The sequence below is a fragment of the Caldimonas hydrothermalis genome (assembly GCF_056746695.1).
The window spans coordinates 175,294-198,076 of the sequence record NZ_JBWQXA010000006.1 but is presented as its reverse complement, the minus strand read 5'-3'; the positions used below and the strand labels follow the sequence as shown (position 1 = coordinate 198,076).

22 protein-coding genes are annotated in these 22,783 nt (G+C 67.5%); 12 read left to right on the top strand and 10 right to left on the bottom strand.

What is annotated here, in order from left to right:
- Both AC1ECW_RS10010 and AC1ECW_RS10005 read left to right on the top strand, forming a co-directional pair.
- Complete coding sequence (locus AC1ECW_RS10010; protein ID WP_409702232.1) at positions 1-756, top strand: SDR family oxidoreductase; 756 nt, start codon at positions 1-3, stop codon at positions 754-756.
- A 212-nt stretch (positions 757-968) separates the two neighbouring features.
- Positions 969-2,132, top strand: coding sequence for a rhodanese-like domain-containing protein (locus AC1ECW_RS10005; protein WP_481201742.1), 1,164 nt, complete (start codon positions 969-971; stop codon positions 2,130-2,132).
- A gap of 10 nt (positions 2,133-2,142) precedes the next feature.
- Here AC1ECW_RS10005 and AC1ECW_RS10000 read toward each other — a convergent pair whose 3' ends face one another.
- Complete coding sequence (locus AC1ECW_RS10000) at positions 2,143-2,700, bottom strand: HNH endonuclease (RefSeq protein WP_409702236.1); 558 nt, start codon at positions 2,698-2,700, stop codon at positions 2,143-2,145.
- A 623-nt stretch (positions 2,701-3,323) separates the two neighbouring features.
- On the opposite strand from AC1ECW_RS10000, the gene AC1ECW_RS09995 reads away from it, so the two are divergent.
- The 7 genes from AC1ECW_RS09995 (at position 3,324) to AC1ECW_RS09965 (ending at position 11,707) form a co-directional block, all read left to right on the top strand.
- A complete protein-coding gene (locus AC1ECW_RS09995) occupies positions 3,324-4,040 on the top strand; it encodes a TetR/AcrR family transcriptional regulator (protein WP_481201741.1) in 717 nt (238 codons plus the stop codon).
- A 15-nt stretch (positions 4,041-4,055) separates the two neighbouring features.
- Positions 4,056-5,846 (top strand): acyl-CoA dehydrogenase C-terminal domain-containing protein, encoded by a 1,791-nt coding sequence (locus AC1ECW_RS09990; protein WP_409702240.1) that lies wholly within the window; start codon positions 4,056-4,058, stop codon positions 5,844-5,846.
- Between the two features lie 57 nt (positions 5,847-5,903).
- Positions 5,904-6,344 (top strand): DUF2147 domain-containing protein, encoded by a 441-nt coding sequence (locus tag AC1ECW_RS09985; RefSeq protein ID WP_409702242.1) that lies wholly within the window; start codon positions 5,904-5,906, stop codon positions 6,342-6,344.
- Between the two features lie 58 nt (positions 6,345-6,402).
- Positions 6,403-8,787, top strand: a complete 2,385-nt coding sequence (locus tag AC1ECW_RS09980) for a 3-hydroxyacyl-CoA dehydrogenase/enoyl-CoA hydratase family protein (protein ID WP_481201740.1) — start codon at positions 6,403-6,405, stop codon at positions 8,785-8,787.
- Positions 8,788-8,800: 13 nt separating this feature from the next.
- Positions 8,801-9,997, top strand: coding sequence for an acetyl-CoA C-acyltransferase (locus AC1ECW_RS09975; RefSeq protein ID WP_481201739.1), 1,197 nt, complete (start codon positions 8,801-8,803; stop codon positions 9,995-9,997).
- A 61-nt stretch (positions 9,998-10,058) separates the two neighbouring features.
- Positions 10,059-10,946, top strand: coding sequence for an alpha/beta hydrolase family protein (locus tag AC1ECW_RS09970; RefSeq protein WP_481201738.1), 888 nt, complete (start codon positions 10,059-10,061; stop codon positions 10,944-10,946).
- Complete coding sequence (locus tag AC1ECW_RS09965) at positions 10,943-11,707, top strand: enoyl-CoA hydratase (protein ID WP_481201737.1); 765 nt, start codon at positions 10,943-10,945, stop codon at positions 11,705-11,707. The genes AC1ECW_RS09970 and AC1ECW_RS09965 overlap by 4 nt, the downstream gene beginning before the upstream one ends.
- 47 nt (positions 11,708-11,754) lie before the next feature.
- Here AC1ECW_RS09965 and AC1ECW_RS09960 read toward each other — a convergent pair whose 3' ends face one another.
- Complete coding sequence (locus AC1ECW_RS09960; protein ID WP_481201736.1) at positions 11,755-12,171, bottom strand: acyl-CoA thioesterase; 417 nt, start codon at positions 12,169-12,171, stop codon at positions 11,755-11,757.
- A 44-nt stretch (positions 12,172-12,215) separates the two neighbouring features.
- Between AC1ECW_RS09960 and AC1ECW_RS09955 the strand changes: the two genes are divergently transcribed.
- A complete protein-coding gene (locus tag AC1ECW_RS09955) occupies positions 12,216-14,033 on the top strand; it encodes an ABCB family ABC transporter ATP-binding protein/permease (RefSeq protein WP_481201735.1) in 1,818 nt (605 codons plus the stop codon).
- A gap of 8 nt (positions 14,034-14,041) precedes the next feature.
- On the opposite strand, the gene AC1ECW_RS09950 is transcribed toward AC1ECW_RS09955, so the two are convergent.
- Positions 14,042-14,215 (bottom strand): hypothetical protein, encoded by a 174-nt coding sequence (locus tag AC1ECW_RS09950; protein WP_409702256.1) that lies wholly within the window; start codon positions 14,213-14,215, stop codon positions 14,042-14,044.
- A 94-nt stretch (positions 14,216-14,309) separates the two neighbouring features.
- Here AC1ECW_RS09950 and AC1ECW_RS09945 point away from each other — a divergent pair, with 94 nt between their 5' ends.
- Entirely contained in the window at positions 14,310-14,852 is a 543-nt protein-coding gene (locus AC1ECW_RS09945; RefSeq protein ID WP_409702258.1) for a YaeQ family protein, read from the top strand.
- A 3-nt stretch (positions 14,853-14,855) separates the two neighbouring features.
- Here AC1ECW_RS09945 and AC1ECW_RS09940 read toward each other — a convergent pair whose 3' ends face one another.
- From AC1ECW_RS09940 to AC1ECW_RS09910, 7 genes are all read right to left on the bottom strand, one after another.
- Positions 14,856-15,467 (bottom strand): YitT family protein, encoded by a 612-nt coding sequence (locus AC1ECW_RS09940; protein WP_409702260.1) that lies wholly within the window; start codon positions 15,465-15,467, stop codon positions 14,856-14,858.
- Between the two features lie 66 nt (positions 15,468-15,533).
- Positions 15,534-16,196 carry a protein-methionine-sulfoxide reductase heme-binding subunit MsrQ gene (locus tag AC1ECW_RS09935; RefSeq protein WP_481201734.1) on the bottom strand — a complete coding sequence of 221 codons (663 nt, stop codon included), beginning with the start codon at positions 16,194-16,196 and terminating at the stop codon, positions 15,534-15,536.
- Positions 16,165-17,160 (bottom strand): protein-methionine-sulfoxide reductase catalytic subunit MsrP, encoded by a 996-nt coding sequence (gene msrP / locus AC1ECW_RS09930; protein WP_481201733.1) that lies wholly within the window; start codon positions 17,158-17,160, stop codon positions 16,165-16,167. The genes AC1ECW_RS09935 and msrP overlap by 32 nt, the downstream gene beginning before the upstream one ends.
- Before the next feature lie 76 nt (positions 17,161-17,236).
- Positions 17,237-17,668, bottom strand: a complete 432-nt coding sequence (locus AC1ECW_RS09925) for a hypothetical protein (RefSeq protein ID WP_409702266.1) — start codon at positions 17,666-17,668, stop codon at positions 17,237-17,239.
- Between the two features lie 59 nt (positions 17,669-17,727).
- Positions 17,728-19,080, bottom strand: a complete 1,353-nt coding sequence (gene ccsB / locus AC1ECW_RS09920) for a c-type cytochrome biogenesis protein CcsB (RefSeq protein WP_409702268.1) — start codon at positions 19,078-19,080, stop codon at positions 17,728-17,730.
- Entirely contained in the window at positions 19,077-21,212 is a 2,136-nt protein-coding gene (locus AC1ECW_RS09915; protein ID WP_409702270.1) for a cytochrome c biogenesis protein ResB, read from the bottom strand. Before AC1ECW_RS09915 ends, ccsB begins: the two co-directional genes overlap by 4 nt.
- 98 nt (positions 21,213-21,310) lie before the next feature.
- Positions 21,311-21,928, bottom strand: coding sequence for a c-type cytochrome (locus AC1ECW_RS09910; RefSeq protein WP_409702272.1), 618 nt, complete (start codon positions 21,926-21,928; stop codon positions 21,311-21,313).
- A 59-nt stretch (positions 21,929-21,987) separates the two neighbouring features.
- On the opposite strand from AC1ECW_RS09910, the gene yihA reads away from it, so the two are divergent.
- On the top strand, positions 21,988-22,698 hold the full coding sequence (yihA, locus tag AC1ECW_RS09905) for a ribosome biogenesis GTP-binding protein YihA/YsxC (RefSeq protein WP_409702274.1): 711 nt from the start codon (positions 21,988-21,990) through the stop codon (positions 22,696-22,698).
- Positions 22,699-22,783 lie beyond the last annotated feature (85 nt).

Genomic DNA, 22,783 nt, shown 5'->3' with positions numbered 1-22,783 from the left:
ATGAGACTGAAGGACAAGATCGCCATCGTCACCGGTGCCGGTTCCGGCTTCGGCGAAGGCATCGCCAAGCGTTTTGCGCAGGAGGGCTGCAAGGTCGTCGTGAACGATCTCGTCGCCGAGGGCGGGCAGCGCGTGGCGGCCGAGATCCGTGCCGCCGGTGGCCAGGCGCATTTCATCCAGGCCGATGTGTCCAAGGATGGCGATGTCAAACGCCTGATCGAAGGCGGCATCGCCCATTTCGGCGGCTTGCACATCGTCGTCAACAATGCCGGCACCACCCACCGCAACCGGCCCATGCTGGAAGTGAGCGAGGCGGAGTTCGACCGCATCTATGCCGTCAACGTGAAGAGCCTGTTCCTCACGGCCCGGCATGCCGTGCCGCACTTTCGTGCTCAGAAGAACGGCTGCTTCATCACCATCGCGTCCACCGCCGGCGTGCGCCCGCGCCCGGGGCTCACCTGGTACAACGGCAGCAAGGGCGCGGCCATCACCACCAGCCGTTCGATGGCGGCCGAACTCGGCCCGGACAACATCCGCGTCAACGTCATCAACCCGGTGGCCGGCGAGACGGCCCTGCTGGCGCAGTTCATGGGCGAGGACACGCCCGAGCGCCGCGCGCAGTTCATCGCCACCGTGCCGCTGGGCCGGCTGAGCCGCCCGCTGGACATCGCCAACGCCGCGCTCTATCTGGCCAGCGACGAGGCCGAGTTCATCACCGGCGCCTGCTTGGAAGTCGATGGCGGACGCTGCGTGTAACGTCTTGTTTCAGATGTCGCCCCCCTAGATCGGCAGTTGACACGATCGGCGAGAACGAATTAACGGCCGGCTCCCTTTCCCGGGCTGGCTGCATTGACTTGTCGCCTGCGCACCGCAAGATCTCGGGTATCTTCCGCCCCGGCGGCGCTCGGCTGCGAGCGCCGTCCCATGACGAAGCAAGACACTCCGGGGGTAGCGACATGACCATCTCGATGACTGCGCGCGCCGCCGCGGCTGCGCTGGGAGCCGCCGCGGCGCTGGCGGCCGGGCCGCTGGCGGCCCAGACCAAGGTGCTGATCAATCCGGGCGATCAGGGCGAGCAATCCCGCTTTGCCGTCTACAGCGCCTGGAAGACCGCCGTCGAGGCGGCCCTGCGCAAGGACAAGCTCACGCCGGTGGTGGCCCTGTCCACCGATGCCACCGCTGACCTGGCCACCACGCGCTCGCGCCTGCACGACATCTTCGTCGCGCCGGCCCATGTCATCGGCAGCGCGCTGCGCTACGGCTACACCCCCGTCGTGGGCCTCGATGCCCCGGTGCGAGCCGTGCTGGTCGTTCCCAAGGACAGCCCGGTGAAGTCGCTGCAGGACGCCGCCGGCAAGCGCCTGGGCCTGCCCCTGCAGGACAGCCTCGTGACCTACCTGGTGCGCGGCGAGGTCAATGCCGCCAACACCACCATCAAACAGCATTTCGGCGGTGTCTTCGAGACGCGCTACCAGGAGGCGCTGCTGCCGTGCCTGCAGGTGCGCCGCTGTGACATCGTGGCCGTCGAGCGCAGCGTCTACGACCGCTGGGTGGCCGCCGGCGAGCCGGTGCGCATCGTCATGGAAAGCAAGTCCTCGCCCGCGCTGAGCGTGGCGGTCAAGGACGGCAGCGGCGTCAACGCCGACACCGTGCGTGCCGCGATCGCCGACAGCAGCGCCATCACCCAGGGCGTGAAGCTGGCCTCGCTGTCCAAGCGCGACTTCGAATACGTCTCCACCCTGGGCTACTTCACCCCGCGGGTTCTGCCCGGGGCCACGGTCGTCGATGCGAAGACCGTCCAGCAGCTCATGCAGTCCGGCGCACAGTACATCGACACCCGCACCGAGGCGGAATTCCGCGCCGGCCGCGTGCCCGGTGCCAAGCTCGTGCCCTATGTCGAGAAGAGCCCCAAAGAGGCCGACTACGACCCCTCGCTCGACAAGTTCGACCTGAGCCAGTTGCCGGCCGACAAGAGCGCCTCGCTGATCTTCGCCTGCAACGGGGCCGAATGCTGGAAGAGCTTCAAGGCCAGCCATGCCGCCGTGAAGGCCGGCTACACCAAGGTGCATTGGTTCCGCGGCGGGTTCCCGGAGTGGCGCAGCGCCGGGCTGCAGGTGCACAAGGACGACTGAGCGCCGGTCTTCAGCCGTGCAGCCGGCTGCTGCGCGGCACGCTGGCCAGCAAAAACTCCATCTGGTCGGCCAGGATGCGCCGGCCGCGCAGGATCATGTCTTCGTGCAGGCTGGGCACGTAGGGCAGGTAGAGCAGGCTCATGCGCGCTTCCTCGGGCGTGCGGTTGCCCTTGCGCCCATTGCAGGCCCGGCAGGCCGTGATGCAGTTCATCCAACTGTCCAGCCCGCCGCGCGAAGTGGGCACGATGTGCTCGCGCGTCAGCTCGTCGGGAGGGAACTGCCCGCCACAGTAGGCGCAGATGTGACGGTCGCGCGCGAACAGCTTGGTGTTCGACAGCGCCGGCACCTGTCGCCAGGCCCGGCTGGGGATGGCGCCGCGCACCGCGATGATCGGATGCAGTTCGATGCGCGAAGGCAGGCCGCTGGCGCGCTGGATCCCCCCGCGCAGCACGATGAAGGGATCGCCCAGCGTCCAGGCAACGCCATCGGTGGCGTAGAGCGTGGCCGCGTCCCGGGTGGAGATCCAGGCTTGCGGGCGGCCGGACACGTCGAGCTGCAGCACGTCCATGGCGAAACCTTGTGTCCCTGCAGAGGGTGGGCGCAGAGCTTCCGAAACGGGGGCCAAGGCCGTTTCGCGAAGCAACATCGCCCAGCATATGGCAAGACGCCCCGGACGCTCAAGCGCCCGCCGCAAAGCCCCATGCGCCATGCCTCAGCCGGCCAAGCGGGCCTGCTGGCCGGCCTGGCCGTCACCGCGGCGTTCCCGTGTCAGCGCACCGGCCGCCTCTGGAGCGAGCCCCATCACACGGTGCCGCCGCCGTCGTGGCGCCAGGCACCTGCGCGTCGAGCCGCGGGACGTCCTTCAGGAAGCGCGCGGAAGGAAAGCCGCCCTCGGCCGCGCCGCACGCGAGAGCGACGAAGACCCTTCGGGCGTGGATGAGGTCGAGACCGAAGAGGGCCCGTCGATGCCGACGCCTGCCGCGACGGGCTTGTGTCCGCGCAGGCCTTGGTCCACACTGGACCGGCGGGCCCGGCGTGGCCCGGCCAGTCAAGATCAGGGTAAACCCTCAATCGATGACCATGGCTGTGGCTTTCTAGGGATAAAGCCCTAGGAAATGCCGGCAGCGACTTGCCCCGGTGCGGTGGAATTCTGCAAAATAGAACGACCGTTCGTTTTATTTCGGGGTCTCCGTGAGCGCACTGCCTTCCACCACGACCAAACCCCCCCGCGGGGGCGGGCGCAGCCTGCACAAGGGGCAGCAGACCAAGGCGGCCATCCTCGACGCGGCCCTCGCGCTGGCCTCGCAGGTGGGCCTCGAAGGCCTGTCCATCGGGGCGCTGGCCGAGGTCATGCGCATGAGCAAATCGGGCGTCTTCGCCCACTTCGGCTCGCGCGAGGAACTGCAGATCTCGGTGATCCGCGAATACCACAACCGCTTCGAGGAGGAGGTGTTCTTCCCCTCGCTGGCCGAGCCGCGCGGCCTGCCGCGCTTGCGGGCGCTGTTCGAGCGCTGGGTGCGCCGCGTCTCGGTGGAAATCGACTCGGGCTGCATCTACATCAGCGGCGCGGTGGAGTTCGACGACCGCCCCGGGCCCGTGCGCGATGCCCTGGCCGACATGGTGCTGACCTGGCACAAGGCCCTGGGTCGCGCCATCGCGATCTCTGTGCAGGAAGGGCATCTGCGCGAGGACACCGACCCGCTGCAGATGCTTTTCGAGATCCACGGCCTGATTCTCGCCCTGCATCACGACGCGCGCTTCCTGCGCTCTGCTGGCGCCCTGGACCGCGCGCGTCGTGGCTTTGACTTCATCGTGAGCCACTATGCGACGGACAAGGCGCCCAAGGCCATGCCCTTGAAGTCGCCCCGCAAGACCGTTTCCAAGACCTCCCGCCAACCGTCTGTCTGAACCCAGGAGCCCTTCATGCCCCAGTACACCCCGCCGCTGCGCGACATGCAATTCGTGATGCACGAAGTGCTGAACGTGGTCGACGAGCTCAAGACCCTGCCGGCCCATGCCGACATCGATGCCGAGACGATCAATGCGGTGCTCGAAGAGGGCGGCAAGTTTGCTGCGCAAGTCATCTTCCCGCTGAACATCAGCGGTGACGAGGAAGGCTGCACGCTGGACAAAACCACCCACGAGGTCAAGGCGCCCAAGGGCTTCAAAGAGGCCTACCGGCAGTACGTCGAAGGCGGCTGGCCCGCGCTGAGCTGCGACCCCGAGTACGGCGGACAGGGCCTGCCGCATGTGGTCAACCAGTCCTTCTACGAGATGCTCAACTCGGCCAACCAGGCCTGGACCATGTACCCGGGCCTGTCGCACGGCGCCTACGAGGCCCTGCATGCGCACGGCACGCCCGAGCAGAAGAAGTTGTATCTGCCCAAGCTGGTCAGTGGCGAGTGGACAGGCACCATGTGCCTGACCGAACCCCATTGCGGCACCGACCTGGGCCTGCTGCGCACCAAGGCCGAGCCCCAGGGTGACGGCACTTACAAGCTCACCGGCCAGAAGATCTTCATCTCCGCCGGCGAGCACGACCTGGCCGAAAACATCGTCCACCTCGTGCTGGCCCGTCTGCCTGACGCCCCGCCGGGCTCCAAGGGCATCTCGCTGTTCGTCGTGCCCAAGTTCAAGGTCAACGCCGACGGGTCGCTCGGCGAGCGCAACCCCATCTACTGCGGCGGCCTGGAGCACAAGATGGGCATCCACGGCAACGCCACCTGCCAGATGATCCTCGACGGCGCGGTGGGCACGATGGTCGGCGAGCCCCACAAGGGCCTGGCGGCGATGTTCGTGATGATGAACGCCGCCCGCCTGGGCGTGGGCATGCAGTCGCTGGGCTTGACCGAAGTGGCCTATCAGAACGCCGTGGCCTATGCGAAGGACCGCCTTCAGATGCGTGCCCTGTCCGGCCCGAAGGCCCCGGACAAGCCGGCCGACCCGATCATCGTGCACCCCGACGTGCGCAAGATGCTGCTCACTGCCCGGGCCTATGCCGAAGGCGCACGCGCTGTGGCGATGTGGACCACGCTGCAGCTCGACAAGGAGCTGGCCACCGATGACGAAGACGAACGCAAGGAATGCGCCGACCTGGTGGCCCTGCTCACGCCGATCATCAAGGCCTTCTTCACCGACAACGGCTGGATCGCCACCTCGCACTGCCTGCAAGTCTTCGGCGGACACGGCTACATCAAGGAATGGGGCATGGAGCAGTACGTGCGCGATGCCCGCATCAACATGATCTACGAGGGCACCAACACGGTCCAGGCGCTGGACCTGCTGGGCCGCAAGGTACTGGCCGACAACGGTGCCAAGCTCAAGAAGTTCGGCAAGCTGGTGCAGGACTTCATCGAAGAAGAGGGCGTCAACGAGGCGATGCAGGAGTTCGTCAACCCGCTGGCCGACCTGGGCGAGAAGGTGACCAAGCTCACGATGGAAATCGGCATGAAGGCCATGGGCAATGCCGACGAGGTGGGTGCCGCGGCGGTGGACTACCTGCGCGTGTGCGGTCACCTGGTGTTCGCCTACTTCTGGGCCCGCATGGCCAAGGTGGCCCTGGCCAAGCAGGACAGCGGCGACCCCTTCTACACCGCCAAGCTGGCCACCGCGCGCTTTTACTTCGCCAAGCTGCTGCCCGAGACCGCCAGCCTGATCCGTACGGCCCGTGCCGGTCTCAAGCCGTTGATGGAGATGGACGAGGCGCTGTTCTGATGGTCTGACCTCATGCGGGCCGCGTTGGCCCGCACTCATACGCACTGGAGACAAGCGATGAACAACAAGGCCCTGATCGCCGCTGCCGCGTGGCTGCTCAGCGGATTCGTACAGGCCAGCCCCGTGGGGCTGTGGAAAACCATCGACGACGCCACGAAGAAAGAAAAGTCGTTGGTGCGGATCACCGAGCAAGGCGGCGTGCTCAGCGGTCGCATCGAAAAACTGCTCGATCCGCAATCCAAACCCGATGCGGTGTGCGACAAATGCAGCGATGAGCGCAAGGGGCAAGCCATCGTGGGCCTGAACATCATCCGCAATGTGCGCCAAAACGCCGACGATGCCTCGATCTGGGAGGGCGGAGACATCCTCGACCCGAACAATGGCAAGGTCTACCGGGTGCGATTGAAGCCGGTGGACGGCGGCAAGAAGCTCGAAGTGCGCGGCTACATCGGGGCGCCCCTGCTCGGGCGCACCCAGGTCTGGCAACGCGTCGAATGATCCCCGTGCCGCAGGCGCGTGGTTCCGCGCCTGCGGCCTTCACATCAAGGAGAACCCCGTGAGTCGATTCCAAGTCCGCAAGGTGGCCGTGCTCGGCGCCGGCGTGATGGGCGCACAGATCGCCGCCCATCTGGTCAACGTGAAGGTGCCGGTCGTGCTGTTCGACCTGCCGGCCAAGGACGGCCCGAAAAACGGCATCGTCAGCAAGGCCGTCGAGAACCTGAAGAAGCTCAAGCCCGCCCCGCTGGGCATCCCCGAGGACGCGGCCCGCATCGAGCAGGCCAATTACGAGGAGCACATCGACAAGCTGCGCGAGTGCGATCTCGTCATCGAGGCCATCGCCGAACGCATGGACTGGAAGCTCGATCTGTACAAGAAGATCGCGCCCCACGTGGCTCCGCACGCCATCGTTGCGTCCAACACCTCGGGCCTGTCGATCACCAAGCTCAGCGAAGCCCTGCCCGAAGAGATCAAGCCACGCTTTTGCGGCATCCATTTCTTCAACCCGCCGCGCTACATGTACCTGGTGGAGCTGATCCCCACCCCCACGACGAAGCCCGAGATCCTCGACCAGCTCGAAACCTTCGTCACCACGAGCCTGGGCAAGGGCGTGGTGCGTGCCAAGGACACCCCCAACTTCATCGCCAACCGCGTGGGCATCGCCGGCATGCTGGCCACCATCAAGGAAGCCGAGAACTTCGGCCTGACCTACGACGTGGTGGACGACCTCACCGGCAAGAAGATGGGCCGTGCCAGTTCGGGCACCTTCCGCACCGCCGATGTGGTGGGCCTGGACACCATGGCCCATGTCATCAAGACCCTGCAGGACAACCTCAAGGACGACCCCTTCTACGCCAGCTATGCCACCCCGCCGGTGCTGGCCAAGCTGATCGAACAGGGCGCCCTGGGCCAGAAGAGCGGGGCGGGCTTCTACAAGAAGGTGGGCAAGGACATCCTGCGCCTGGACCCGGCCAAGGGCGAATACGTGCCCGCCGGCGCCAAGGGCGACGAGCTCGTCGCGCGCATCCTGAAGAAAGCCCCGGCCGAGCGCCTGAAGCTGCTGCGCGAGTCCAGCAACCCGCAGGCCCAGTTCCTGTGGGCCATCCTGCGCGACAGCTTCCACTACGTGGCCGTGCACCTGGAAGCGATCGCCGACTGCGCCCGCGACGTGGACTTCGCGATGCGTTGGGGCTTCGGCATGAGCCAGGGCCCCTTTGAGCTGTGGCAAGCCGCCGGCTGGAAGCAGGTGGCCGAGTGGGTGAAGGCCGATATCGACGCTGGCAAGGCGCTGTGTTCGGCGCCGCTGCCCGACTGGGTCTTCGACGGCCGCGAGGGCGTGCACACGCCCGAAGGCTCGTGGAGCCCGGCGCGCAAGACCTACATCCCGCGCAGCAGCCTGGCCGTCTACCAGCGCCAGCACTTCCCCGAGGCCGTGCTGGGTTCGGGCGCGGTCGAGCCGCTCAAGGCCGGCACCGAGGTGTTCAAGAACGACGAGGTCCGCGTGTGGACGCTCGACGGCGAGGTGCTGATCGCCAGCATCACCGCCAAGCTGCACCTGATCAGCCCCACCGTGACCGAAGGCCTGCTCAAGGCCGTCGACCTGGCGGAGCAGGGCTACAAAGGGCTGGTGATCTGGTCGCCCGATGACGTCTTCTCAGCCGGCGCCAACCTGGAGGCGCTGATGCCGGTGTTCATGGCCAAGGGCTCCAAGGGCATCGCCCCGGAGGAGAAGAAGCTGCAGGACGCGATGCTGCGCATCCGCTATGCCCAGGTGCCGGTGGTCTCGGCCCTGCGTGGCATCGCGCTGGGCGGTGGTTGCGAACTCGCCATCCACAGCGCCTGCCGTGTGGCCGCCATGGAAAGCTACGTGGGCCTGGTGGAAGTGGGCGTGGGCCTGATCCCCGGCGCGGGCGGCCTGACCTACATCGCCCGCCGCGCGGCCGAGATGGCCGCCGCCGGCAATGCCAATGCCGACATCCTGAGGTTCCTGACCGACGGCTTCACCAGCGCCGCGATGGCCAAGGTGGGCACCAGCGCGATCGAATCGCGCAAGCTGGGCTACCTGCTCGACAGCGACGTGATCGTGCCCAACAAGGACGAGCTGCTCTATGTGGCCCTGTCGCAGGCCAAGGCGATGTTCGAGGCCGGCTACCGTCCGCCGCACAAGGCCGTCTTCCCGGTGGCCGGCCGCTCGGCCAAGGCCACGATCATGGCCCAGTTGGCCAACATGCGCGACGGCGGTTTCATCAGCCAGCACGACTTCCACATCTCCAGCCTGATCGCCGACGTGGTCTGCGGCGGCGAGGTCGAGGCCGGCTCGCTGGTGAACGAGGAGTACCTGATGGCCCTGGAGCGTCAGCACTTCTGCAGCCTGCTCGACCATCCCAAGACGCAGGAACGCATCATGGGCATGCTGCAAACCGGCAAGCCGGTTCGCAACTGATCGGAGATCTCACATGAAACAAGTTCAAGACGCCTACATCGTCGCCGCCACGCGCACTCCGATCGGCAAGTCGGGCCGCGGCTATTTCAAGAACACCCGTCCGGACGATCTGCTGGTGGCGGCCATCCGCGGCGCGCTCAAGCAGGTGCCTCACCTCGATCCCAAGGCCATCGAGGACGCCATCGTCGGCTGCGCGATGCCCGAGGCCGAGCAAGGCATGAACGTGGCCCGTGTGGCCGCGCTGCTGGCCGGCCTGCCCCACACCGTGGGCGGCGTCACCGTCAACCGCTTCTGCGCGGCCGGCCTGACGGCTGTGCAGATGGCGGCCGACCGAATCCGCGTGGGCGAGGCCGACGTGATGATCGCCGGCGGCGTCGAGTCGATGAGCATGGTGCCCATGGGTGGCAACAAGCCGTCGTTCAACCCCGAGGTGTTCGCGCGTGACGAGAACCTCGGCATCGCCTACGGCATGGGCCTGACGGCCGAGAAGGTCGCGCAGCAGTGGAAGGTCTCGCGCGAGGCGCAGGATGAGTTCGCGCTGCACTCCCATCTCAAGGCCCTCAAGGCGATCGAGGCCGGCGAGTTCAAGGACGAAATCACCCCGGTGGAAATCGTCGAGCGCTTCCCCAACCTGGCCGACGGCAGCATCACCGTCAAGACCCGCACCGTGGACGTGGACGAAGGCCCACGCGCCGACACCTCGCCCGAAGGCCTGGCCCGCCTGAAGCCGGTGTTCGCGGCCAAGGGTAGCGTCACCGCCGGCAACAGCTCGCAGACCTCCGACGGCGCCGGCTGTCTGATCCTGGCCAGCGAGGCCGCGATCAAGCGCTACGACCTGCAACCCCTGGCCCGCTTCGTCAGCTTCGCGATCAAGGGCGTGCCGCCCGAGATCATGGGCATCGGCCCGATCGAGGCCATCCCTGCGGCGCTGAAGTACGCCGGGCTGACGAAGGACCAGCTCGACTGGATCGAGCTGAATGAGGCTTTTGCCGCCCAGTCGCTGGCCGTGCTCAACTCGCTGGACCTCGACCGCAGCAAGGTCAACCCCATGGGCGGTGCGATCGCCCTGGGCCACCCGCTGGGCGCCACCGGCGCGATCCGCTCGGCCACGGTGGTGCACGCGCTGCGGCGCCACAACCTGAAGTACGGCATGGTCACGATGTGCGTGGGCACCGGCCAAGGGGCCGCGGGCATCTTCGAGCGCGTCTGAGCGCAGCCGCAGGCCGCCTTGCGCGGCCTGCGTTCCTTCCATCGTCGACAAGGAGACCGGGATGGAGCGGCAAACCCTCGTCACACCCGAAGGCGTGCGCCTGGGGGTGCGCCACTACCGGCCCGATTCGCAGGTCTGTGCCCCGAAGGCCGTGGTGCTGATCGCACCGGCCATGGGCGTGCAGCAGGGCTACTACGAAGCCTTCGCGCGCTGGCTGGCCGAGCAGGGTTTCCTCGCCGTCAGTTTCGACTACCGCGGCATGGGCGAGTCCCGCCCGCCGGGCCTGCGCTCGCTGCGCGGTTTCGAGGCCGACCTCTTCGACTGGGCGCGTGACTTCGATGCGGTGATCGATGCCGTCGTCGATGGCGCACCCGACCTGCCGCTCTACGTGGTGGGCCACAGCCTGGGGGCGCAACTGCCCGGCCTGCTGCGCAACCGCGACCGCATCGCGGGCCTGGTGTCGGTGGCCGCCGGCAGCGGCTACTGGCGCGACAACGCACTGCCGCTGCGACGCATGGTCCTTTACTTCTGGTATGTGCTGGTGCCTGTGGCCACGCGTGTCTTCGGCTACTTCCCTGGCAAGCGGCTGCGCAAGGTGGGCGACCTGCCGCGCGGCGTGATCCTGCAATGGCGGCGCTGGTGTCTGCACCCGCGCTACCATGTGGGGGCCGAAGGGGCGAGCGTGCGCGAGGCTTTCGAGCAGGCGCGCTTTCCCGTCGTGGCCCTGTCGATCACCGACGACGAGCTGATGACCGAGCGCGGCACGCGGGTGCTATTGGACTGCTATGCCAATGCCCCGCGGCGCATCGAGCGCATCACGCCCCAGGACGTGCAGGCCCGTCGCATCGGCCATTTCGGCTTCTTCCGCGACCAGTTCGAGACCACCCTGTGGCGCCGCGTGAAGGAGCTCTTCGAGAGCTTCACCCCCTACAGCAAGGAGACTGCATGAGCATCAAGACCGCCGTCCTCAACGGCGTGGCCAGCATCGAGATCGCCCGGCCCGAGAAGAAAAACGCGCTGACGGCCGCGATGTACCAGGCCATGGCCGACGCCCTGGCCGCAGCCCGGAACGACAAGAGCGTCAGGGCCGTGCTCATCCAAGGCCAGCCGGACATCTTCACCTCCGGCAACGATCTCGAAGACTTCATGCAGCGGCCGCCCCAGGGCATGGATTCGCCGGTGTTCCAGTTCATGCGTGCCCTGCTGGAATGCGACAAGCCCGTGGTGGCGGCCGTCACCGGTGCGGCCATCGGCATCGGCACCACGATGCTGCTGCATTGCGACCTGGTCTATGCGGCCGACACCGCCCGTTTCGCGATGCCCTTCGCCAGCCTGGGCCTGGTGCCCGAGTTCGCCTCCAGCCTGCTTGTGCCGCTGTACGCCGGTCATGTGAAGGCGGCCGAGAAGCTGCTGCTGGGTGATCCTTTTGGTGCTGAGGAAGCCCAGGAGATGCGCCTGATCAACGCCATTGTGCCGGCCGGCGAGGTGGTGAACCATGCGCGGCGCGTGGCCGAGCGTTTCAACCACCTGGCGCCGGCGGCCGTGCGCGAGAGCAAGAAGCTGCTGCGCCGGGCGAATGCCAAGCTGGTGCAGGAGACCATCGCGGTCGAAGGCGAACTCTTCGGTCAACGCCTGCGCAGCCCCGAGGCCCGTGAGGCCTTCCAGGCTTTCTTCGACAAGCGCAAGCCCGACTTCACGAAGTTCGACTGAGCCTGCCCGCTCCGTGCCGCAACGCCCGCCTCGCGCGGGCGTTGTGCTTAACGGGGGATCTCGCGCGAGCGGCCCTGCTCGTCAATGGCCACGTAGGTGAGGTTGGCCTCGGTGACCTTCACCACGCAGGGATTGGCCGGGTTGCGCTCGGCGAACACCTCGACGTGCACCGTCACCGAGGTGCGCCCCACGCGCTCGACGCGCGAGTAGAACGACAGAAGGTCGCCCACCGACACCGGCTGCTTGAAGATGAACTGGTTGACGGCCACGGTGGCGACGCGCCCGCGCGCCAGGCGCGCGGACTGCACCGAGCCGGCAAGGTCGACCTGGGCCATGATCCAGCCGCCGAAGATGTCGCCGTTGGCATTGGCGTCGGCGGGCATGGGCATCACCCGCAGGACGAGTTCCATGTCGTCGGGCACACTGAAGGCCGGGGTCGAGGCAGGGCTGGAAGCGTCAGGCATCGGCACCACATGAGAGAAATCAAACAAAGATCGGATTGTCCACGATGCGCCGCGCCGTCATGAGCCTGCCCGAGGAAGCCGCCTCGGCCGATGCCCCGGGCTCTCCCCGTTCGGACTGGGCCACCTTGGCCCGTTTGTTGCCCTACCTGTGGCGCTACCGGTGGCGCGTGCTGTTCGCGCTGGCCTTCCTGGTGGGGGCCAAGGTGGCCAACGTGGGCGTGCCGCTGCTGCTCAAGGAGCTGGTGGACAGCCTGTCGATTTCGCCCACCGACCCGCGCGCTGTGCTGGTGGTGCCGGCGGGCCTGCTGCTGGCCTACGGCGGCCTGCGGCTGTGCACGTCGCTGTTCACCGAGCTGCGGGAGCTCATCTTCGCCAAGGCCACCGAAGGGGCGGCGCGCAGCATCTCGCTGCAGGTGTTTCGCCATCTGCATGCCCTGAGCCTGCGCTTCCACCTCGAACGCCAGACCGGCGGCATGACGCGCGACATCGAGCGAGGCACGCGAGCGGTGCATTCGCTCATCTCCTATTCGCTCTACAGCATCGTTCCCACCCTCATCGAAGTGGGCATGGTGCTCACGCTGCTGGCGGTGAAGTTCGACGCGGTCTTTGCCTGGATCACGCTGGCCGCACTGGTGGTCTACGTGGCCTATACCGTGGTGGTGACGGAGTGGCGCACCAAGTTTCGCCGCCTCATGAACGAGATGGACTCGAAGGCCCATTCCCGGGCCATCGACTCGCTGCTGAACTACGAGACGGTCAAGTACTTCAACAACGAGGACTACGAGGCTCGACGCTATGACGAGAGCCTGGAGCGGCTGCGTCGCGCGGCGCTGAAGTCGCAGTCCACGCTGTCGCTGCTCAACACCGGACAACAGCTCGTGATCTCGGTGGCGCTGATTGCCATGCTGTGGCGGGCCACCGAGGGCGTGGTGGCCGGCACGATGACGCTGGGCGACCTGGTGATGGTCAATGCCTTCATGATCCAGCTCTACATCCCGCTGGGCTTCCTGGGCGTGCTCTACCGCGAGATCAAGCAGTCCCTCACCGACCTGGACAAGATGTTCCGGCTGATGGACCGGCCGCAGGAGGTGCCTGATGCTCCTGGGGCGACGGAGCTGCAGGTGCGCGAAGGCACGGTGCGCTTCGAGAGCGTCGATTTCGGCTACGAGGCCGCGCGGCCCATCCTGCGCGGCGTGAGCTTCGAGATTCCGGCGGGCAAGAAGGTGGCGGTGGTGGGGCCCTCAGGGGCGGGCAAGTCCACGCTGGCGCGGCTGCTGTTCCGCTTCTATGATGTCGATGCCGGTCGTATCACCATCGACGGCCAGGACATCCGGCAGGTCACGCAGGCCAGCCTGCGCCGCGCCATTGGCATCGTGCCGCAGGACACGGTGCTGTTCAACGACACGATCGAATACAACATCGCCTATGGCCGGCCCGGAGCCTCGCACGAGGAGGTGGTGGCCGCCGCCCAGGCGGCCCACATCCATGACTTCATCCGCGCCACGCCCAAGGGCTACGACACCCTGGTGGGCGAGCGAGGGCTCAAGCTCTCGGGCGGCGAGAAGCAGCGCGTGGCGATCGCGCGCACGCTGCTGAAGAACCCGCCCATCCTGATCTTCGACGAGGCCACCTCGGCGCTGGACTCGGCCAACGAGCGCGCCATCCAGGCCGAACTGCAATCGGCCGCGCGCAACAAGACGGCGCTGGTGATTGCACACCGGCTGTCCACGGTGGTCGATGCGCACGAGATCCTCGTGATGGAGGCCGGGCGCATCGTCGAGCGCGGCACGCACGCGCAACTGCTGGCCCAGGGCGGGGCCTATGCCCGCATGTGGGCCTTACAGCAAAGCGGGCAGGAATAGAAAGGCGCTCAGTCCTGGGCCGGTGCAGGGGCTGGACCCTGTGGCGGCAGGGAAGCGTCGGTGTCCGAGGCCGGGCCGTCTTCCGGCCGGTGCTCGGCCTTGCGCTTGAGCTTTTCTTCCTTCTTGCGCTTCTTGGCCAGCTCACGCTGGCGCTTCTCGTAGGCGTAGTTTGGGGTGGGCAAGGAGATCCTTTCGTCGGCAGGGAGGGTCGTTCCCATCCTAACCCGGCATGGGCGCCAGGGCGAGTCCGGCCGTCGATATGCCAGACTCGCGGGCATGGCTCTCAAATCCACCATCTTCAAAATCGACCTGCAAATCGCCGACATGGACCGCGGCTACTACGCCGACCATGCCCTGACGATCGCCCGCCATCCGTCAGAAACCGACGAGCGCATGATGGCCCGTGTGCTGGCCTTTGCGCTCTACGCCGCCGAGGACCTCAGCTTCGGCAAGGGCCTGAGCACCAACGACGAGCCCGATTTGTGGCGGCGCGACCTCACCGGCGAGGTGCTGTTGTGGGTGGACGTGGGCCAGCCCGACGAAAAGCTCATCCGCAAAGCCTGCCACCGCGCGCAGCAGGTGGTGGTGCTCACCTTTGGGCGCGTGGCGAACGTGTGGTGGGCCCAGAATCGTCACCTGCTCGAGAGCCAGCCCAAGCTGCGCGTGCTGCACCTCCAGTCCGAGCACGTCGACGCCCTGGCCGCCCTGGTGGAGCGCACGCTGCGCCTGCAGTGCACCATCCAGGACGGGCACATCTGGCTGGGGCATGCGCAGCAGATGGTGGAGTTGGCCGTGCAGGAATGGAAGCCTTGGGGATGAGCCTCACTGCGCCACGTAGCGCCCGGGCTTGTGGTTCACGGCCAGGATGAGGTTGAGTGCCACGGCGCCCAGCAGCGACCACACCACCTGCATCGGCGCGACGATGAAGAAGGCCGCGGCCACGATGCAGCAGTCGATGACCATCTGCACCTGGCCGGCGCGCCAGCCGCGCGATTCCTGCAGGTACAGCGCGAGGATGCCCACGCCGCCCAGGCTGGCGCGGTGGCGAAAGAGCATCAGGAAGCCCGCCCCCATCAGCAGCCCGCCCATCACCGCGGCATAGGCCGGGTGCAGGCCGGCAAAGCCCAGCGCCATCGGGTGGAACTCGGCGAAGAGCGAGAGCAGGGCCACCGCGATGAAGGTCTTGAGCGTGAAGTCCCGCCCGAGCTTGCGCAGCGCGATCCCGTAGAAGGGCAGGTTGAGGAGGAAGAAGATCTTGCCGAAGCTGATGCCACTGGCGTAGTGCAGCAGGAAGGCCAGGCCGGCCGTGCCGCCGGTGAGCAGCCCCGTGTGGTTGAACATCACCACGCCCAGCGAGATGAACAGCGTGCCCGTCACCAGGGCCTGGGCGTCGTCGAAGAGGGAATGGCGTTCGATGGGGGCGGTGGCAGACACAGGTAACTTGGCACAGAACAAGGCCGCCAGTGTAGGCAAACCGGGCGTCACCCCCCTGGCGTTGGATCAAGCCGGCTGCGCGGCTGCAGCGCGGCGGCGCCAGGCACGCCACACCCGCGCGCCCAGCAAGATGGCGATGATCAGCGCATACACGCCCACTTCAGCATAGTCGTTCTTGCCCGAGCGCATCCAGAAGAAGTGCAGCAGCGCCAGGCCGGCCACCGCGTACACGAGGCGGTGCAAGGCCTGCCAGCGCACCGCGCCCAGGGCCCGGATGGCCCGGTTGAAGGAGGTGGCCGCCAGGGGCAGCATCAACAAAAAGGCCGCAAAGCCCACCAGAATGAAGGGCCGCTTGGCGATGTCGCGGGCGATGTCATCCACGTAGAAGCCCATGTCGAACCAGGCGTAGCACAGCAGGTGCAGCACACCGTAGAAGAAGGTGATCAGGCCCAGCATGCGCCGAAAGCGCGCCAGGCCGTGCCAGCCGGTGGCGTGCCGCGCCGGCGTGACGGCCAGCGTGAGGCTGAGCAGGCGCAGCGTCCAGTCGCCCGTGCCGCGGGTCAGGGCCTCGGCCGGGTTGGCGCCCAGGGTGTCGGCCACCGCACCCCACAGCAGGTGGGCCAAGGGCAGCAGGCACAGCACGAACACCAGCGGCTTGGCCGCCGGGTGCAGCAGGGTGCGCGAGGCGTTCACACCGTCAGTAGAACTTCTTGAGGTCCATGCCGGCATAGAGCTGACCCACCTGGGCCTCGTAGCCGTTGAACATCAGCGTGGGGCGCTTGCGGGTGAACAGGCCGTCCTCGCCGATGCGCCGCTCGGTGGCCTGGCTCCAGCGCGGATGGTCCACCGTGGGATTCACGTTGGAATAAAAGCCGTACTCGTGCGGGGCCGCCACGTTCCAGGCGGTGTCGGGCTGCTTGCCGGTGAAGCGGATTTTCACGAGGGACTTGCCGCTTTTGAAGCCGTATTTCCAGGGCACCACCAGGCGCAGCGGCGCGCCGTTCTGGTTGGGCAGCACCTCGCCGTACAGGCCGAAGGCCAGCAGCGTGAGCGGGTGCATCGCCTCATCCAGGCGCAGGCCTTCCACATAGGGCCACAACAGCACGCGCGAGTTGAGCCCGGGCATCTGGGCCTTGTCGGCCAGGGTGTGGAACTCGACGTATTTCGCGTTGCCCGTGGGCTCGACGCGGCGGATCAGCTCGTTGAGCGAATAGCCCACCCAGGGGATCACCATCGACCAGCCCTCGACGCAGCGCAGGCGGTAGATGCGCTCTTCCATCGGTGCGAGCTTCAGCAAGGTCTCGATGTCGTAGGTGCCGGGCTTGCGCACCTCGCCTTCGACCACCACGGTCCAGGGGCGCGTCTTGAGGCTGCCGGCGCGGCGGGCTGGGTCGGCCTTGTCGGTGCCGAACTCGTAGAAGTTGTTGTAGGTGGTGACGTCCTCGTAGGCGGTGAGCTTTTCCATCGTCATCGCACCGGCCAGCTTGCTGGGGGTGCCAGACAGTGCGGCCAGGCGGCCCGGGCCGCGGGTCTGGGCCAGGGCCTGCCGGCCAGCCCAGGCGGCCAGCGCGGCGCCGGCGGCCCCGGTGGCCATCCAGCGCAGCCAGTCGCGCCGGGCGGCATAGACCTCACGCGGGGTGATTTCGGAGGCGACCGGGTGGTTGTAGGTGCGGGCGTGTTTCAGGTAGCGCATGGCGGGCCTTCCAGGGACTTCACCGTTGGAAAGAGTGGCATCCGCCGAGGTTCCCTGCCGGCGTGGGGGCTTGTGCTCAGCGCCCCAGATCGTCGTGAAAGCCGGTGTCGATCACGTCCAGCCCCGAGGTGGTGGGGTTGTCGCCTTGCTGCGGATCCCGGTGGGTGACCCCTTCCAGCGCTGCCGGGTCGAAGAGCGTCAGGGCGTTGCGGGCCTGGTTGTCGCGGAAGCGCTTGCGCGAGAAGAGCTTGCGCTGGGCGTCGACAGGCAGGTCGGTGACGCGAATGATGTTGCGTGCGATCAACAGATCGATCACGTCCTCGAGCACCCGCACGAAGTCGGCATCCAGGGCCTGGAAGGCCTCCTGGCGCTGGGTGCTGCCGGCACTGAGGCCGAGGAAACCCTGGACCTCGGCATGGTCATCGGGCAGGAACTCCTGGGTCTCGGGCGTGGGCTCTCGGTGCAGGCTCACGACCACACCGTGGACATTGCGTGCGACGAAGGGCATGGTCGGCGGCCGCGCAGGTGGACAGGCTGCCGACTATACGCCCCCGCCGCCGGCGGCGTTCAAAGTTCGCCGTAGGAGTGCAGGCCCGACAGGAACATGTTCACACCCAGGAAGGCGAAGGTTGTGACGGCCAGCCCCACCAGCGCCCACCAGGCCGACAGCGTGCCGCGCAGGCCCTTCATCAGGCGCATGTGCAGCCAGGCCGCGTAGTTCAGCCACACGATCAGGGCCCAGGTCTCCTTCGGGTCCCAGCTCCAGTAGCCGCCCCAGGCCTCGGCGGCCCACAGCGCACCCAGGATGGTGGCGATCGTGAAGAAGGCGAAGCCCACCGCGATGGCCTTGTACATCACGTCGTCGAGCACCTCGTCGCTGGGCAGCCTGGCGGCGATGCGCCGGCGCAGCGAGAGGATGCCTCCCACGATCAGGGCCGAGACGCCGAAGTACACCGCCCAGTAGCTGCTGATGCCGCCGTCGGGCGTCTGGCGGAACACCAGCGGCTCGAAGCACAGCACCACCCCCAGCAGCCACAGCGGGGCCAGCTTGTACCAGCGCGTCTCGCCGGCCTGCTGCTTGATGAGATACGCGAAGGCCACCATCGCGGCGAGCGCGAAGGTGCCGTAGCCGATGAAGTTGGCCGGCACGTGCAGCTTCATCCACCAGCTCTGCAAGGCGGGCACCAGCGGTTGGATCTCGTGCGCGCCGCGCTCGACCGTGTACCACAGCAGAAAGCCCACCGCGGCGCTGACGATGAGCATCGCAAAGGCCCCCAGGCTGCGCACGTTCTCGCGCTGGCGGTACTGGTCCTCGTAATACAGCCAATACAGCGTGGTGAGCCAGCAGAACAGCACGAAGACCTCGTAGAGGTTGCTCACCGGGATGTGGCCGATGTCCGGGGCGATCTGGTGGCTCTCAAACCAGCGCACCATCGAGCCGATCAGGCCCATGGCCACGGCCGCCCAGGCCAGGCGCGAGCCCAGGCGCTCGGCCGTGGCGGTGTCGGTCCGGGTGAAGAAGCCGATCCAGTAGAACACCGTGCTCATGAAAAAGAGCAGGCTCATCCACAGGATGGCGCTCTGGCTGGACAGGAAGTACTTGAGCAGGAAGACCTTGTCGGCCTGGGACAGGTCGGCCCCGAAGCCGTCAGACACCCGCGCATAAAGAGCGATGGCCAGCAGTGAGGCGGCGCCCACCACCAGCGCCAGCACGCGCAGCGGGCGCCAGAACCAGCCCAGCCACACGGCGGCCGGCGCGGCGCCCACGAGGATGGCCTTCTCGTAGACGTCCATCGAGGCGGCATAGCGCTGGAAGGCGTAGCCCGTGCCGGCGACGATCAGCACGGCAAAGAGCCAGTCGAACCAGGTGCGCCGCGCGAAATAGCCTGGCGCGTCGAGCGAAAGCGTGGTGGTGTTCATCGGGCCTCCGGGGCGGCACCTTGCAGCAGGGCCTGCTTGAGGTGGTCGAATTCTCGGTCGGTGTCCAGGGTGTGGCGGGTGGACGACAGGGCCGTGGTCACACGGGTGTGGCCGCTTTGGCCCGGTGCGTCTTCGAGCCAGATCCACAGGCGGCGTTCCCTGACATAGAGCATCGCGAACACGCCGACGATGAGCAGCACGCAGCCCAGGTAGACCAGGGATTTGCCCGGGGTGCGGGCGACCTGGAAGACGCTGGCCTGCACCTGCTCGAAATCTTTCAGCTCCAGCAGCAGCGGGGCCGGGTAGTAAGCTTCGTCCGACAGCGACAGCACCGCCTGGGTCATGAAGGCGCGGGTGGATTCGTCCTGCGGCAGCGGTGCCAGGCCGGCCTGGGCGCGGCTGTCTTGCAGCAGCTCGAACAGCACGCCGTTGAGGATGCGGATCAGCACCTCGGAGGTGCGCGCCCGGTCGGTTTCGGGGACGTTGGCCTCCATGAACTCCGAAATCGCCTGCAGACCCCCCACCGGGGCCTCGCCGGGACGCACCGGCTCGGCGCCGGCGAACAGCGCCAGGCTGCGCAGGGCCGACACACGAAGCCGCTCGGCCAGGTCGGAGCGGGCCGGATCGACCGCTGCGCGCACGTAGCGCTGCACGGCGCGCTCGCGCATCGCCGGGTCGTGCAGGGCATCGCGCAATCGCATCCAGCCGTCCAAGCTGTCGGCCTCGTCGGCCGGAATGCGCAAGTAGCGGAAGCTCTCGGCCGGCGTGTCGCGCACGCCGGCCAGGAAGACGCGCCGGCCGTCGAGCTCCACCGGCAGCATGTAGTTGTGGAACTCGCGGGCCTGGCCCGAGGCGTCGCGCAGCTTGTAGGTCACCGAGGGCCCGACGTTGCGCAGACCCTTGTCGCTGCCCGGTGCGCCCGAGCCCAGGTGCTGCTGCAGGCTGGCCACCAGATCGACCTTGCGCACGTCGGTGGCGCCGGTATTGGCCTGGCCGAGGTTCTCGACATTGATCACCCGCAGCCCGGTGAATTCCAGCGTCAAGGGCTGGCCGTCGGGGGTGCGCAGCTCGGTGCTGCTGCCCACGGTGCCGGCCACCTCGAATCGGCGGCCCGGCCCGCCCATCGGATAGGCCCGCAGCGTCAGGCGCGAGCCCCCATCGTCAAAGCTGGATTGATAGATCGCCATGCCGGCGTGATAAAGCGGTTTGTTGACCTCAATGCGTGCCTGGCGGGTCTGGCCGGTTTGGCGGTCGTGCACCACCACCTCGCTGGCAAACAGCTTGGGCATGCCGGTCTCGTAGTACTCCACGATGAAGCGCTTGAGCTCCAGGTCGAAGGGCAGGGGCTGCAGCAGCACGCCGTCGGGCTGGTTGAGCAGGACCACACCCGAGCGCGAGCCCTCAGGCACCATCAGGTTGCCGCGGAAGGCGGCGGTGTCGGTGCTCAGCCAATGCTGGGGTGGCACCTCGCTGATGAGGCCGCCGCCGGCGTAGGGGCTTTTGCCGTTGAGCCACATCTGTGCACGCACCATCAGATCGCCGTCGAGCAGGCCGCCGATGCACACCAGCACGATGGCCGAATGCGCCGCCAGGTAGCCGAGCTTGTTGGCCGAGCCCTTCTTGGCGGCCACCATCACGCCGCGCACCGTCTGCCCGTCGCGGCGCACCTGCGCACGGGCTTTCCAGCCGTTGCGCTGCAGCAGGGCCGTCACCCGCTCGAAGACCGCCTCGCGCGGCTCGGCCACCACGCCCCGGGCCTTGTGATGAAAGGCCTGCAGCGCCTGCTCGCGCACCTGTTCCTTGTAGGCCTTGAGCTCATGGGCGATCTTGGGGGCGTTGCGCGCGATGCACAGCGAGGTCGACACCACCAGGAAGGCCAGGATGAGCAGGAACCACCAGGCGCTGTAGACCGCATACAACCCCAGCTGGCCGAACAGCTCGGCCCAGAAGGGACCGAACTGGTTGACGTAGTTCGTGAACGGCTGGTGCTGCTGCACCACGGTGCCGATCACCGAGGCGATGCAGATGACGGTCAGCAGCGCGATGGCAAACCGCATCGACGAGAGCATCTCGATGGCCTCGCGCCAGGCGCGTGATCCACGGGCGAGCTGCAGGCCGGAGGTGGCGGTCATGGGGCGTTCGGGTTGGAGCGTGCAAGCAAAAAAGGCGGGCATCCCTCCCAGGGGGCCCGCCTTCTTGCTGTGTGGGTCTCGGCTTGCGGGTCGCGGTGTCAGCGCAGACCGGCAATATAGTCTGACACGGCCTTGATTTCCACGTCGCTCATGCGGGCGGCGATGGCCGTCATCTGGGCGCTGTTGGCGCGCGCGCCGCTGCGGAAGGCGGTCATCTGGGCCACGGTGTAGTCGGCATGCTGGCCGCTCAGACGCGGGTACTGCGAAGGGATGCCCGAGCCGGCCGGGCCGTGGCAGGCCGCGCAGGCGGGCACGGCCTTCTCGGCGATGCCGCCGCGGTAGATGCGCTCACCCAGGCGGATGGTGTCTTTCTGGGTGGCCACGCCGGGGCGGGCTTGCTTGCTGGCGTAGAACGCAGCCACGTTGCGCATGTCCTCGTCGCTCAGCGTGGCGGCAAAGCCGGCCATCACCGCATTCTGGCGCTTGCCGGACTTGAACTCCTGCAGTTGCTTGACCAGGTACTCCGGGTGCTGGCCGGCGATGATCGGGTTGGCCGGTGTGCCCCGGCTGCCGTCTGCCGTGTGGCAGGCCACGCACACCTGGTTCGCGATCGCCTGGCCCTTGGCCAGGTCGGGCTTGGCGGGAGCTTGGCCAAGCGCCGCCATCGGGGCGGCCCACACAGTTGCGGCAAACAGCAGGGTGACGGTCGATTTCATGTCGTGGGAGGCAGTTGTAGGCCGAAGGCAAAACCCGCGGATTTTACAATGCCCATTCCATGCCCAGCCAATCCACCCCCTCCGGCGCCCGTGCGCCTTCCGCCCAGACCGACCCGGCCGCCCGTGCCGCGCTGGCCTGGCTGCACACCGCCCGATTCCTGACCACAGCCAGCGAACTGCACCAACTGCCGGTCAGCGAACGGCCGGAAATCGCCTTCGTGGGCCGCTCCAACGCCGGCAAGTCCACCGCGATCAACACCCTGGCGCAGCAACGCCAGCTCGCGTTCGCCTCCAAGACCCCGGGGCGCACCCAGCACATCAACCTCTTCGAGCTGGGCCCGCGCGACGCCGCCGATGCCCTGCTGGCCGATCTGCCCGGCTACGGCTACGCGGCCGTGGAGCGCAGCGCCAAGCTGCGCTGGCAGGCGGTGATGGCCGATTACCTCGCGCTGCGCCGCAACCTGGCCGGTGTGGTGCTGCTGGTGGATCCGCGCCAGGGCCTGACCGAACTCGACCACCAGCTCCTGCAGTTCGTGGCCCCGCGTGTGGGCAATGGCAGCGTGAAGCTGTTGGTGGTGTTGACCAAGGCCGACAAACTCACCCGCCAGCAAGCCGCGCAGGCCCAACGGGCCGCGCAAGAGGCCCTGGCCACCTACGTCACCGACGAGGCCGACGTCGGCCTGGCGCTGTTCTCGGGCCTGCGCCGTACCGGCCTGGACGACGTGGCCACCACGCTGCACGGCTGGGTGCACGGCGGCACCCCCGCGTAAACCCCGAGCGGCGCGGGTCGCCAACGCGACGCCGCCACCGCCGCGCCCGGCCGATACTCCAGGGCATCCTGCCCTGGGAGTGTTG